Source organism: Vibrio sp. QJM3NY_39 (assembly GCF_057785895.1).
In genome coordinates, this window is record NZ_CM173506.1 from 724,072 (window position 1) to 737,947 (window position 13,876).

The 13,876-nt window shown below is 44.7% G+C and carries 13 protein-coding genes; 7 read left to right on the plus strand and 6 right to left on the minus strand.

Annotated features, from left to right (window positions below; genetic code table 11):
- Nucleotides 1-2 precede the first annotated feature (2 nt).
- From uhpA to AC3CHU_RS19190, 5 genes are all read left to right on the plus strand, one after another.
- Nucleotides 3-611 carry a response regulator transcription factor UhpA gene (gene uhpA, locus AC3CHU_RS19170; protein ID WP_004732761.1) on the plus strand — a complete coding sequence of 203 codons (609 nt, stop codon included), beginning with the start codon at nt 3-5 and terminating at the stop codon, nt 609-611.
- Nucleotides 611-2,107 carry a signal transduction histidine-protein kinase/phosphatase UhpB gene (gene uhpB / locus AC3CHU_RS19175; RefSeq protein ID WP_488526207.1) on the plus strand — a complete coding sequence of 499 codons (1,497 nt, stop codon included), beginning with the start codon at nt 611-613 and terminating at the stop codon, nt 2,105-2,107. The genes uhpA and uhpB overlap by 1 nt, the downstream gene beginning before the upstream one ends.
- A gap of 8 nt (nt 2,108-2,115) precedes the next feature.
- The gene (gene uhpC, locus AC3CHU_RS19180) at nt 2,116-3,456 is read left to right on the plus strand and encodes an MFS transporter family glucose-6-phosphate receptor UhpC (protein WP_488526208.1); all 1,341 of its coding nucleotides are present in this window, start codon (nt 2,116-2,118) and stop codon (nt 3,454-3,456) included.
- 295 nt (nt 3,457-3,751) lie between these two features.
- A complete protein-coding gene (gene manA, locus AC3CHU_RS19185) occupies nt 3,752-4,957 on the plus strand; it encodes a mannose-6-phosphate isomerase, class I (protein WP_488526351.1) in 1,206 nt (401 codons plus the stop codon).
- Nucleotides 4,958-5,159: 202 nt separating this feature from the next.
- Nucleotides 5,160-8,075, plus strand: a complete 2,916-nt coding sequence (locus tag AC3CHU_RS19190) for an alkaline phosphatase family protein (RefSeq protein WP_488526209.1) — start codon at nt 5,160-5,162, stop codon at nt 8,073-8,075.
- Nucleotides 8,076-8,119: 44 nt separating this feature from the next.
- Here the strand turns inward: AC3CHU_RS19190 and AC3CHU_RS19195 are convergent, their stop codons facing one another.
- The 6 genes from AC3CHU_RS19195 to AC3CHU_RS19220 all read right to left on the minus strand — a co-directional run bounded on the left by AC3CHU_RS19195 (nt 8,120) and on the right by AC3CHU_RS19220 (nt 12,546).
- Nucleotides 8,120-8,644: a GNAT family N-acetyltransferase gene (locus AC3CHU_RS19195; RefSeq protein WP_054546133.1), complete on the minus strand. Its 525-nt coding sequence runs from the start codon at nt 8,642-8,644 to the stop codon at nt 8,120-8,122.
- A 96-nt stretch (nt 8,645-8,740) separates the two neighbouring features.
- Entirely contained in the window at nt 8,741-8,998 is a 258-nt protein-coding gene (locus AC3CHU_RS19200) for an HP1242/YdcH family protein (protein ID WP_010432560.1), read from the minus strand.
- 156 nt (nt 8,999-9,154) lie between these two features.
- Entirely contained in the window at nt 9,155-10,144 is a 990-nt protein-coding gene (gene trhO / locus AC3CHU_RS19205) for an oxygen-dependent tRNA uridine(34) hydroxylase TrhO (protein WP_146455342.1), read from the minus strand.
- 267 nt (nt 10,145-10,411) lie between these two features.
- On the minus strand, nt 10,412-10,843 hold the full coding sequence (locus AC3CHU_RS19210) for a GNAT family N-acetyltransferase (protein ID WP_114634351.1): 432 nt from the start codon (nt 10,841-10,843) through the stop codon (nt 10,412-10,414).
- A gap of 73 nt (nt 10,844-10,916) precedes the next feature.
- Nucleotides 10,917-11,252: a 5-carboxymethyl-2-hydroxymuconate Delta-isomerase gene (locus tag AC3CHU_RS19215; protein WP_114634350.1), complete on the minus strand. Its 336-nt coding sequence runs from the start codon at nt 11,250-11,252 to the stop codon at nt 10,917-10,919.
- 145 nt (nt 11,253-11,397) lie between these two features.
- Nucleotides 11,398-12,546: an aminotransferase-like domain-containing protein gene (locus tag AC3CHU_RS19220; RefSeq protein WP_488526210.1), complete on the minus strand. Its 1,149-nt coding sequence runs from the start codon at nt 12,544-12,546 to the stop codon at nt 11,398-11,400.
- Nucleotides 12,547-12,661: 115 nt separating this feature from the next.
- Between AC3CHU_RS19220 and AC3CHU_RS19225 the strand changes: the two genes are divergently transcribed.
- Together AC3CHU_RS19225 and AC3CHU_RS19230 are read left to right on the plus strand one after the other, a co-directional pair.
- The gene (locus AC3CHU_RS19225) at nt 12,662-13,531 is read left to right on the plus strand and encodes an AraC family transcriptional regulator (protein ID WP_017085035.1); all 870 of its coding nucleotides are present in this window, start codon (nt 12,662-12,664) and stop codon (nt 13,529-13,531) included.
- A gap of 24 nt (nt 13,532-13,555) precedes the next feature.
- Entirely contained in the window at nt 13,556-13,798 is a 243-nt protein-coding gene (locus AC3CHU_RS19230) for a hypothetical protein (RefSeq protein WP_171327554.1), read from the plus strand.
- Nucleotides 13,799-13,876: the final 78 nt, after the last annotated feature.

The following is a 13,876-nucleotide window of genomic DNA, read 5'->3' on the forward strand; positions in this document are numbered from 1 at the left end:
TCATGATTAATGTTGCGCTTGTTGATGACCACGTCATTGTTCGTTCGGGCTTTGCTCAATTACTCAGTCTTGAAACTGATATTACGGTCGTGGGTGAATTCAACTCTGCGGCAGAAGCGCGCCTCGGATTGCCAAGTTGTCACCCTGATGTCGTTATCTTGGATATTTCAATGCAGGATGAAAGTGGCTTGAGCTTATTGGAAGAAATTCCATCAGGCATTGCCAGTATCATGCTGAGCGTACATGACTCTCCGGCGATGGTTGAGAAGTCATTAGAGTTAGGAGCCAAAGGTTATCTCAGCAAGCGCTGCAGCCCAGATGAGTTAATCCAAGCCGTACATACGAGCGCAAATGGTGGCTGTTATCTCACGCCCGATATCGCCATAAAGCTTGCGACACCAATGAAGAATAAAGCCTCTTTAAATCAACTCACCCGTCGAGAAAGCGAAGTGTGCCAGTTATTGGCAACAGGGCTCGATGTGAAATCTATCGCCGTTGAGTTAGGAGTTAGTCATAAAACGGTTCATGTACACCGTGCCAATGCCATGGACAAACTCAATGTTAAGAACAACGTTGAGTTAGCCAAATTGTTCACTCAAGATCAGTACTAATGCGCTCCTATCTAGCCACCTCCCTATGTGGGGTTTTTATGGCTGGCTGCGCATGGTTTTGTTTATGGGTTATTGCCTTTTATTTCATTAATGACCCTGAGTTAGCCATTCTGCTTTTTCCATTCTCACTCAGGTTAGGAATGACGCTGCATACTCGCACTCACTATTGGCCTGCTATCTATATTGCAGAGTGGGGGCTCGCGATCGCTCTAGCTCTATTACTGGATGAACCCCAATGGCTGACGATACTAATCGCCAGTGGACTAAGTATTCCAGCTACTCTAATTGCCAGACGTTATTATTCTGGTGACCAGAATCGTCACTTGTTAGTGATGGCGAGCTTAATCATGGTCACCGCATCAATTAACGTTGCCGTGGTGGGTTCTCATGTTCCAGCCGTTTACATGGTGTGGTTAGCGAGTATCACGGGTGGACTGATGCTGGTGCCTATGTGTTATCTGGTCTGGAACTATCTATTCCAAAATAAGTGGGCGCCACTGAGCTCTTACTTAATCCATAATGTTGTAGAGTTCAAAATCCGTCACATCGCTTTATACAGTGTGTTGCTGGTGGCCAGTATTTTGATACAAACCAGTTTGCCTGATGAACTCAGACGATTTGCCCCATTTTGTATGGCGATCCCTATTATCTTGCTGGCCGTACGTTACGGATGGCAAGGCGCTTTACTGGCGACCCTGTTAAACAGTGTTGCGCTGATTGCTGCTCATAGCGGAACGTCCAAACTTGAAATTACCGACTTACTCTTGTCTCTTTCCGCTCAAACCATCACTGGTATATTGCTGGGTCTTGCAGTTCAAAAGCAAAAAGATCTCAATTCGAAATTGCGCAGTGAGCTCTCCAGGAATCAAAATCTTTCACGTCAGTTAATCACGGCTGAAGAATCGGTTCGTCGTGACATTGCTCGTGAGCTACACGATGAAATCGGTCAAAACATCACGGCAATTCGCACTCAAGCAAGCATTATTAAGCGTGTCGACGCGGCTGAGATGAGCGTTCGTTGTGCGGGCACGATTGAGTCGTTGTCTTTGAATGTTTATGACACCACCAAACGTCTACTTACAAAACTAAGACCTAAGATGTTGGACGATCTTGACCTAAAAGATTCTGTGGAACAGCTTATTCGAGAGATGGAGTTTTCGGATCACGGCGTTGATATCCAGTTAAATTGGCAAGGTGATTACTCGTGTTTGAGTGACACGCTCAAGGTCACTATCTTCAGGCTGTGCCAAGAATCTCTAAACAACGCCTCCAAATACGCCAACGCGAGCGAAATCAGAATTGAACTGATTCTAGATGATCAGGCTTATCTTCGGATTTCAGACAATGGCGTTGGTTTTACAGCGCAAGACCTTCTCAAAGGAATGGGTGTTCGTGGTATGCAAGAGCGTGTTCAGGCGCTCGGTGGCAAGATGACAATCAACGCTAATGGTTCCTCTTCGGGCACCAATATCAGCGTTACATTACCTAAAGTGTGAGAACGAATATGTTTGGATTTCTGCGCTCAACAACGTCAAAGAGTGATGCTCTAACTGATGATGAGATTAATCTGAGTTACCACTACTGGCGCCTTCACATCATGATAGGAATGTATGTCGGCTATGCCGGTTTTTACTTCACTCGTAAAACCTTTAATTATGCCGCGCCAGCCATGATCACCGACCTTGGCTTGGACAAAGGCGATATCGGCTTAATTGGCACGCTCTTTTATCTTTCTTATGGCTTATCGAAATTTATCTCAGGCACGATATCGGATCGTTCAAACCCGCGCTACTTTATGGGGCTTGGATTAATCGCAACAGGCTTGATCAATATCGCGTTTGGCTTTTCTAGTTCGTTAGCGGCTTTCATTTCGCTTTGGGTACTGAATGCATGGTTTCAAGGTTGGGGCTGGCCATCGTGTTCTAAGTTATTGACGACTTGGTATTCTCGCTCCGAAAGAGGCTTTCGCTGGGCTATATGGAATACAGCACACAACGTTGGTGGGGCGCTAATTCCTATTCTCGTGGGTTATCTAACGTTGCAATTCAGTTGGCGAGCTGGGTTTATCTGGCCGGGTGTGATTGGTGTATTTATCGGTCTTATCGTTTGTTGGCGCTTACGTGATAAGCCCACCACCATGGGACTTCCGACGGTAGGGAAGTGGCGCAGTGACCATCTAGAATTGGCGCAAGAGAGCCATGGGCAAGGGTTAAGCTATCGAGAAATCCTGAAAACCTATGTGTTCAGCAATAAGTACATTTGGCTGCTCGCCTTTAGCTATGTGTTGGTTTACATCGTAAGAACGGCGGTTAACGACTGGGGTAACTTATACCTCACCGAAGAACACAATTACAGTTTGATAAACGCCAACGCTGCCTTGTCTCTGTTTGAGATTGGCGGTTTCGTTGGTTCACTTGTTGCTGGGTGGGGTTCGGATAGGCTATTTGGTGGTAACCGCGGTCCAATGAACATCTTGTTTGCCATCGGCATATTTCTTTCAGTTTCTGCATTGTGGTTGATGCCTTTAACCAACTTTGTGTTTCAAGCCGCAGGTCTATTTTGTGTTGGCTTCTTTGTTTTCGGCCCTCAAATGCTAATAGGCATGGCTGCCGCGGAATGCTCACATAAAGACTCTGCCGGGGCAGCAACAGGCTTTGTTGGCTTGTTTGCTTACATGGGTGCAGCACTTTCTGGTTATCCATTAGCACTCGTTCTAGAAACATACGGTTGGAGTGGGTTCTTCATTACCATCTCTACTTGTGCGGCCGTTATTGGCTTGCTGCTGTTGCCTTTCCTACAAGCTCAATCGCCTCAGAAAAGTGCAGAGCTTCGCTCTGGCTTTTAAGGACTCTTCCCGATAACAAGATAGTCGCTGGTGTTTGTATTGTTGCTTGTATCGCTGCTGTAACCAGTGCGATACAAGCAGCTATCTTATTCTCAGCGCTTTCTACTAGTGATATTCAAATGTGACTCTTTTCACGCTTTTCATCGATCTCACCTGTTTCTAAGAATTTTTCCTATTGCGTCTAAGACCTCATCTCATGTGGGTCCTAGCTGCTCTCTGTAGTCTTTCTAATTATTTACGTTATTAGAAATCAGCTCTCTGAATTATGTTCAAAGGGCTCACTATGGAAAACGCCATGTCACTCAGCCACTTCTCAGAACACTCATTTTTCCCAATGGAAAACACCATCCAAAATTATGCATGGGGGAGTATTGCTTCGATACGTGAGCTGTTTGGCTTTAAGAATGAGTCACAAGAGCCGCAAGCGGAAGTCTGGATGGGAGCGCATCCGAAGGGCTGCTCAATGGTCAAGCTTGACCAACATTTGGTGCCTCTATCTGAGCTGATTAACAAGAATAAACCGGCTTATCTATCAAGCGATATTGCGCAGAAGTTCGGTGAACTCCCGTTCTTGTTTAAGATCTTGGCTGCAGAAAAGGCACTATCGGTTCAGGTCCACCCAAATAAGCGCCAAGCTGAAATTGGCTTTGCGAGAGAGGAACAGGCAAGCATTCCTCTGACCGCAGGACATCGTAATTACAAAGACTCGAACCACAAACCTGAATTGGTTTACGCGATCACTGAATACCAAGCGATGAATGGCTTTCGAGATTTCAATGAAATATTAGGCCTGTTCAAAAAGTTGGATTCGAGCGAGCTGGCTGGTTTGGTTGAAGAGTTTGGTAATAATATTGATTCTCTTGGCTTAGAAGCGTTTTTCCGCGATCTGTTAACGCTGAATGACCAACGTAAACACCGAGCATTAGAGCAACTTCTGACTCACGCAGCTGCCCACCAAGATCAAGCTGAGTTTACCTTGGTTACTGAGCTTAGCCATCAGTACCCGAACGATATCGGTTTGTTTTGTGTTCTGCTGCTTAACTTGATCACATTGAAGCCAGGTGAAGCGATGTATTTGAATGCGAACACTCCGCATGCTTACATTAAGGGAACCGGGCTCGAGATCATGGCGAATTCAGACAACGTGTTACGTGCTGGTTTAACGCCAAAACACATTGATGTCGCTGAGTTAGTTGCGTGTACAGAGTTTACGCCAATCCCGTTCGAACGCTTGTTGTTAGCACCCTCAAAACTGGGTCAATGTGATAGCTATGATATCCCGGTCAGTGATTTTGATTTCAATATCTTTCATCGCCCTCAGCAAGAAGAAGTCATCACAAGCGGCGCTGAAATATTAATGGCAATAGATGATGATTTAACGCTAATAAGTCAGAAAGGCGAGCACTTAACCCTCACTAAAGGACAATCGGTATTTATTCCAGCCTATATTGGTCATTACGAATTGAGCAGTAAAGGACGAGTGGCTAGGGCGTTTAACTAAGGGAATAGTTGTCGTCTAACATTAGAAAGCTTTCGGGCTTTGGGTATGCGGTAAAGTCGTAGAGATATTAGTAAGAATGAACATTTCATAACAATAAGAGCTCTTTGAATCAGAAAACAAACGTTTTCATAGGTTGACTAATAAATGCAAACTGAAACAATAAGTCGTATTTATAGAAGTGTGTTGATCTAAAGGAAATTTGATGAGCTCTTATTCTCACGTTCGCAGTTACGCCAGTTTATTCAGTGTCTTATCGTTGGCGGTTGCGTCAGGTCCGAGTACCGCTGATATATCAACAACGCCCGTCATTGGTGGCGTGTTTAGCTCCAGTGAAGTGTTGAAAAATCAGGTGCTTTCAAGCCTAAGTTATTCTGCCAAACTCACTCGTGATGCGGCTCTTTTCACGATTGGTGGCGTTACATTAGATGCGTATATTCTCGCACTTCCTTTAGATGTCAAAACAAAAGCCAGAGTCGTTGCTCAGTTATCTAATCCGACGTACTCAATTCCTTTGGGTTATTTTCTTTATAGTTATTACGACCGCTATTCAGGCTTGGGCAGTGAAGATGTATTCAAATCTTACCTGTCGACGGCTTATGATAAGCAGGCGCTAAAGGGCTTTGAACATAGTCTTTATCATGTTGGAGATAAGCCAACCACTGAGCATCACGAGCCAGATACCTCGACTGAAGCAACGGGACATCATGAAGGCATTCGTATCGATGAACACTTCATTGCCAACATGGTGGTTATCTACGATGCGTTATTCGAAATTGGTGTTTGGCAGGATATGGACACGCTCCCTGCGAATTACACATACTTAACCAATAGCCCTGAAGATCTAGCGATCATCGCTCAGATTCAACCGATCATCGTTGATTTGATCGGTAAAGCGGCATTGGGAATGGATGACGGCGATATGAAGTCTGCAATGTTGGCGATTGCAGAAGATGGTAAACCAGAAAACGCTGATAAGCCGAATAACAAAGCACAGGCTCTTACCATCACGCTTATTGATTTTGTGCGCTTAAACTTGCTGAAAGCCTACCGACAGTTTGTGTTTAAAGAAGAACGTGCAGAAGCGCTCGATGATTGGATGCAGCAAGCGTTCAGTGACCAGCCAGATGCGCTCATTCAGTTCTTAGAATCCCAACAGCACAAGCGCTTTGCGGTCCAAGTGACCGTCGATGGTTTACAGCAAGGGTTGATTGAGGGGTTGGTCGATGAAAGCGCGCCATTCATCTCGGTTGCTTACCAAAATCATAAAAACCGAACGCAATACAAACCTAAGTTAGAAACGGTGATTGAGCCTGAGCATCAACAACAGGTGAGGTTCATGGAAGTTCTGTCTGAACAAACCTACCGTGATCTGAATTACCTTCCGTTCTTCAAAAAACTCTATCAAGAGAACCGAAATAATATAAGCCGAGTGGGTATCTCTTCTACTCCGACAATCAGTGTACGCAACCTACCGATCATTAAAACGGGCGCGAAAGTATCAGGGCAAGGTGGCACTGGTATCCCTAATTTCCACTTTGTTGACCGAGAGATCGACCGAGCGTATTACTTCTTTGGTAATGATGCCCTGCAGTTGGATGTGTTGATGGCAAACAACAAGGTGCAGACCATGTTTGATCGCCTTGATTATCTGAAAACGTTGAACTGCAACGCCCAATACGATTGGAATGCTCACACGACTTACGACGGGCTAGTAAACCTAGGTTTGGGTGAGTCACTGCGTGATTATGGTGAGAAACGCTGCGTTAAAGAGCTTCAAGAACGTTCAGAAGTCGAAGTGGTTTTGCAAGAAAAGCGTCAAGCCTTGATTGAAGATATTGAGGCGTATCAGTCTATATCTGGCTTTGATTTTTTCACCAAGTTTTCAAAGAGAGCTCAGGTTAAACAGTCGATCACTCAGTTTGCCGAGTTAGATGGAAAAGGGATGCCGGATTACACCTTGGTTTATAACCCATGGCCGGATCACTTCGCGCACTTTACCGGTCCTTTTAGTGACGAAATTCTGATGCCGACTGGAGAGCTTAACCGACTGGACTATTGGATTCGCCAGATTGAAGCGACCTACCGCAGTGCAGGCGTTTACGATAAAACGCTATGGGGCATGGCTGGGGATCATGGTTTAACGCCGGTGTTCTACGCGCTCAATCCCGAAAAGCATGTATTTGAAGGCTTACAAGCAGAGCTAGAGTATCCAATTGTGGTGAAGAAGATATCTTCAGACGAGGGTGAAGGGCCTAAAATCACCAATGCTCTAAGCTACCCAAGCTCGAAGGAATTGGATGTGGTGGTCGCCTCGACTGCCGGTGGTAACTTCATGATGGACTTCTTTAATTCGGCTCAAGGGTGGCAGGTTCAGCCTGTTTACCAAGAACTCACGCAGTGGTCTCCGATTGCAGCGCCAGCTGGTCAGAATATCGATATCATTAATCAGATAGCGCAACGCTTGCCTGAAAGTCTTGATTATATGGTCGTAAGAGAAAGCACATGTGACCAACAACGTTGTGCGGTTCGTGTAATTGGTAACCGAGATTTAAAACGAGTCGACGAATTAATTACCCGCGAAGGTGACAAGCTTTTCTATGAGTCATTGGAAGACAACCGAGCACCGATTTTGCTCAATACGCAAAGGTTAAATCCATACCTAGCATCACCAAGCGAAGCTGATTTTGCACAGTATTCTCAATTGGTCGAAAAATGTATTAACCGAGCGGTTAAGGCGGATGTGACAACGTGGTGTAGCAGTGCTGAGTGGACTTCATTGACGCAACCAACACCTCGACCAGATTCAGTGAATCAACTGGCTAATATCTACCTTGAAGATAGGGCTGGCACGGTTAACTTGTTCCCTAAAGCGGGAATTGGCTACAACACCAAGGTGCCAGGGCGTCATGCTGGTGAGGATTACTTAGAGAAAGATGCTTTCATCGGATTCTGGGGAGCGCCAATTGGCGATAACTCTCAGAAATTGAAAATCGAAGCTAATGGATCTTTATCACCAACGCTGTTTGAGTATTTGACCGGAGAACCTGTGGTCGAAGGCGAGAACGGTTGGGGTTTTCCGTCGTTGATTGAGAAATTAGATATTTCAAGCGCGCGCTAACGTAAACGCTCTCTACCTACTCGCTATCTGTATTTTCTCTATGGTTAGCGAGACTTAGAGTTAGCTAGGTTGAGAGCCATCCCCACAAAATCTTCATCACTGTCATCAATAACCTGATAGCCAAGTGACTGATAAAAGCGAATGGCGCGGGTGTTACTTCTAAAGCTCGACAGAGTGACTTGGTTTCGTTGCTCTTGATGGGCTTTTTCGTGGATGAGTGACATGACTTTTTTACCAAGAGATTGATCTTGGTATTGAGGGGAAATGATCAGCAGATGAATATGGTATGCGTTGTCATAAGGCTTAAAACACACAAGTCCAATCCTCTCTTTTCCTCGGTATACCCAATGAAACCAAGAGGGATGGTAATCGTTTAAAAGTCGTTGGCGTTGGAAGTCGTCATCCCAACCGAAAACACTATCGACGTGTATGAAAAGACTTTGTTTAACACACGTAAACCGTTCTTCGAATTCAGAATTTGAAACGAGCTGGAATTGTATATTCTCTTCTTTTATTACCACTCTGATTGCTTCCTTATCAAACGCCTTTGAATAAGCAAACAGTAACATAATTGAAGAAGCCGAATTAGCTTAGATTTGCGATGTGATAAAACCAAAAAGCCATGCGTGATGCATGGCTTAGAATAAAGTCTTGGATTGATTTTTCTATACGATCTTAAGTGCGTGGTGGCGCGTGAGCTGTTTGTGTAGCGAGTCTTTTAGCGCCATGCGTTCAACTTTGAGGTTGTGCATGCTGTCGTCATCGATAGGGCTGCCAGAGATTTCTAGCTGACGGATGTCGTAGTCGAGTTGGTGGTATTTCTGCATGTCTGCTTTGAATTTTTCGTCGTCGTGGTTGAGCTGAACAATGTCTAATTTAAGATCTGGGAAATCTAAGATAAAGGCATGGTTTTCATTGAGCATTGGCACTTCCTCTCTAGTCGAATTATCTTCAGTATAGATCCTATTTTTGAAGATAAATGTGTTCCTAAACACAAAGCGAGAGCAGGATCAAAAAAGGGCATAAGCGTTCCATTGTGGATTCGCTGATGCCCTTTGTTATTTTAGTAATACTAAAAACTACTTCGCTTTCTTACCAGAACGTTGCTGCTCTTTGTGTGCTAGCTTTTCTTTCTTACGTTGATCGATAAGGTGAGCAGCATCGCCGCCTACGTGGGTTTCGCCACGAGCATTCGACAGTTGAACTTGCTTTTCACGTTCGCGGAAACGGGCTTTCTGCTCGTCGCTGTGCTTATCAATACACTTAGGGCAGCTTACGCCTTTCTCGAAGTGCTCAGAGGCTTTGTCTTCGTCAGTGATTGGCAGACGACAAGCGTTACACACATCGTAACCGCTCTTTTCTAGCTGGTGGTTTACCGCAACACGGCCATCAAATACGTAGCAGTCGCCTTCCCACATGCTCTCTTCTTCTGGTACTTCTTCTAAGTACTTAAGAATGCCGCCTTCAAGGTGGTATACCTCATCAAAGCCTTGCTCTTTCATGTAGGCTGTTGATTTTTCACAGCGAATACCACCCGTACAGAACATCGCGACTTTTTTGTGTTTCTTAGGGTCGAGGTTATCTGCAACATATTGAGGGAATTCACGGAAGGTTTCAGTGTTCGGATTTACTGCGTTTTTGAATGTGCCGATATCGACTTCGTAGTCGTTACGAGTATCAACCAAAATCACATCTGGATCAGAGATAAGGTCGTTCCATTCGTTTGGTTTAACGTAAGTGCCGACAACGTGGCGAGGGTCGATACCTTCAACGCCCATGGTTACGATCTCTTTCTTGAGTTTCACCTTGGTGCGGTTGAATGGCTGTTCTTCGTTGAACGACTCTTTGTAAACAACATCAGCTAGACGTGGGTCTTGCTTGAACCATTGAAGAAGAGCGTCGATAGATTCGCGCTTACCTGCAACAGTGCCGTTGATACCTTCACTTGCAAGTAGCAAAGTACCGCGGATTTGGTTAGCTTCTAACACGTAAGTTAGTGGCTGGCGAATTTCTTGGTAATCATCAAGTGCTACGAATTTATACAGAGCACATACAACATATTGAGACATGGTTTTTCCTTTCTGCGAGCTGGAACGTAAATCCAGAGCGTTGCCTTTTATGGTACAGGTTGAGTTTAATTCACTCAGGTTTGCCCATATTGGCTTATTAAAATCCGCCGCAGTATAACCAAGCCAAGGAAGGACAAAAACCAACCAAAAGTAGGGCTATTTAGCATTGTTATCAGTGTGGTTTTAGGTGTGTGAAAATGGTAGCTATTTGATAAACAGTTTCAGCTCAGATAAGTAGTGATATCTTGTTGTTTATTGAATATTTGGCTACGAACTTATGTTGTATCTCATTTCAATGAGCTGGTGTTCCCCGACGATTTCTACTTCACGAATGAACTTAAAGCCAAACTTTTCATAGTAATTTTTTAGGTATTGATGAGCGTGGATTTCAATTACTTTAGCACCATGTTCAGAGGCATGTTTTAGAAGTGCTATAACAATTTTAGATGCGATACCAGATCCTCGATAAGGCTGTAGAACAGCAACACGCGCCATAGTTGAGTGTCCTGATTCATCAATGTGCAAGCGTGCAGTCGCGACTAAATTATCTTCATCGGTCATGAGTGCATGATGTGAGACAGGATCGAGCCCATCAAGATCCAATATCTGCGGTATGCCTTGTTCAACAACGAAGACTTGATGACGAATGGATTGTGCTTTCATTATCAATTCAGGGTTGTTACCAATCACCACTTCCATTTATTGCTCCATGCTGTCTAACTAATGCTTTGAAAATACTCTATTTGAGGGGCTGTTCGTTTGTGACTTGCCTTTAAACTAAGGCTTTTGAATAGCTACTTGTGTCTATATCAATGATCTCTACGGTCAGCGAAGCATTGGATAGTGGAAGAGTCAGTAATTGATCCAAAATGGACTTGGAGAGCATCGTTTTAATGCTTTCGTTACGCCCAGACAAAATACGCACAGAGACATGCACGAAGTCTTCTTTTACTTCACCTGTTTGGTAATGCTGGTAGGCAAGGCTGCGTACTTTGATGTCTTCTCCTGTTGGTGAGAACAATTGAGATTCCATCGCGCCGAGAAACACTTTCTGATTGAGTTGCTGACCATCAATAGTGGATGAGTGTTCGATAATACAATGAGGCAAAGTGATGTCCTTTCTGTGTTTTATAGCGACCTAAAATTAAGGCCAATGTGACTCTCTTGTTGAGAATGACATTGATCCTTAATGCTGATTCGTTGCGGCTTTCTCGGCAATAAGCCGCTCAGGCAATCACCAAAGCGGTCAGCGATTACGCTTGGTTCAGTACTTCCGCTAAGCGTTTCACCGCTTCAGTCAACTCTTCTGGGTTGGCGTTGGTGAAGTTCAAGCGCAGTGCGGCTTTTGCTTCATCTGCTTTTGGATAGAAGACTGGGCTTGGTACAACTGCCACACCATTCGAAAGTAGAGTTTTAGCCAGTTCAAAGGTGTCACACTCTGGGATTTCTACCCAAATGAACATTCCGCCATCAACGGATTTTAATACGCAGTCAGCAGGCAGCTGTTTCTCTAGTTCTGAAAACAACACTTCATAACGAGACTTGTACAGGGTGCGAATGTTTTCCATGTGCAGATTGAAATCTTCATGCTTTAGAAGACCAACAAGCAGCGCTTGCATGGGTACACTTGAGTGCAAGTCAGCGCCTTGTTTCACTTTGATCAGTGGCTCAAGGTAGCTGCGTTTGCCTGTTACCGCGCCAATACGTAGGCCTGGCGATGCAATCTTAGAGAATGAACGAAGAACGATAGAGTTATCAGGGCAGAATGAAGAAACCAACGGCAGTTCCGTACCAGTGAAACGTAGCTCACGGTACGGTGCATCTTCAATGAAGGCTACGTTGTATTTGATACACAGCTCAGCCACTTTTTGACGAGTTTCTGTTGCCCAGCACACGCCGGTTGGATTGTGGAAATCTGGTACGGCATAGAACATTTTCGGCGCTTGTTGTGCAAAGCACGTTTCCAGCTCATCCAGGTTCGGGCCAAATTCTGTTTGAGACACAGTCGCAATGTTTGCTTGAACTAAGCCAAAAACCTGCATCGCACCTAGGTAACTTGGCGCTTCCATCACAACCACATCACCCGGATCAACATAAGCACGTGCAATCAAATCCAAACCTTGCTGAGAACCTGTACAGATCATTGCCGTGTGAGATTCTGGCAATTGGTAGCTTTGTGTTAGGTGATCAAGCAACGGGCCATAACCTGCGGTCGAACCGTATTGGAAAACTTCAGGCATGTTCGCTAGGTTTTCTAGCGTAGGCTTCATTAAATCGATAGGGAATGTTTTCGCATCGGGTAAACCACCGGCCAACGAAATAACATTTGGATCGCTTGCGGCTGCGAGGATCTCTCGAATGTATGAAGATTGAATCTGTTGTAATGACTGTGCGATTTCCATGTGTTGTGTCTCGTCGTTTATCGTTTTTATTCTATCGCTTGATATTACACGGCAATTGTAAAAACTGGCGTGTCCGTTTATGCTCTTAAACATGTCCATTTATGCTATTTGAACGATGTCACGACAACACATATCCCGAATCAATGATGTTTTGTTCCATATTCACCAAGACATCAGTCAGCCTTTGTCGGCAAAAGCGCTCTCTGAGATTGCTGCGTATTCAGAGCAACACTTTCATCGCACGTTCAAAAGTGTGGTTGGGGAGTCGTTGCATCAATACATTAGACGCACTCGAATGGAGTATGCGGCTAATCAATTGATGTTCGATACCAGCTCGTCTGTGGTTGAGATAGCCCATAAATGTGGCTTTAGCTCTGTGTCCTCGTTTAGTCGAGCATTTAAAGCGACCTTTAATATGTCGCCCGGAGAATGGCGTAAGCATGATTTACAGATTGCAGAAAAACCTTACCTGAAAGATCCCGAAGTGGCGGCAGGCTATTTGAATGTGTCGCAGCGGGAGTTGCCGGAACCTAAAATTGTTGAAGTATCAGACCGAATGGCAGCTTATGTTCGACATACTGGTTATAACCGCTCTATTCGCAACGCATGGTTGATATTGAAAGCGTGGGCGAACTCGGAACAGCGTGACTTTTCGAGCCAATTTGGTTTGCATCACTCAAACCCTGCTTGGGTTGAAATGGATCAGTGTCGTTATGTAGCGTGCATCGCGATTGATGAACCGATTAAGTATCGCAGTGTCGTGAACCAGATGGTGATTCCCGGCGGTTTGCATGCCGTATTTCGACTTAATGGCCGTTATGGTGAGCTGCTACCACAGATCAGTATGGTATTAGAAAAATGGTTACCGGCTTCTGGTTTCAAACAGCGTTCGACTCCTGCGTATGTGCATTATCATCGGAACCATTTTCTCAATAGTGATGAAGTGTTTGAGCTTGATTTCTACCTCCCTGTGAGTTTTTATTAGTAACCCCGTTTTTGAGGAATAATTATGTATCTTGTTTTGTATTGCCACAATATTGGTATGACCGACTTCTCCTTCTTTGAAACGGAAGATTTTGACAAAGAAGAGGGCTATATCGTGCGAGGTAAGTGGCCGAACGAGAAAGCGTTTCGTGATTACTTAGTTAAAGAGTTCGGTGATATGAGTGAGTTCCAAGTGATCGACTTAATCGCCAAAGGCGCAGAAGCAGAAAACTACTCACCAGAAGAGTTGATGCGCTTAGCTCAGTAGCCGTTAGCTCTGCAATACCTAGCTCGGTAATACGTTTTAAATCGGATAAAGAAATGGCAGCCTGATTGGGCTGCCATT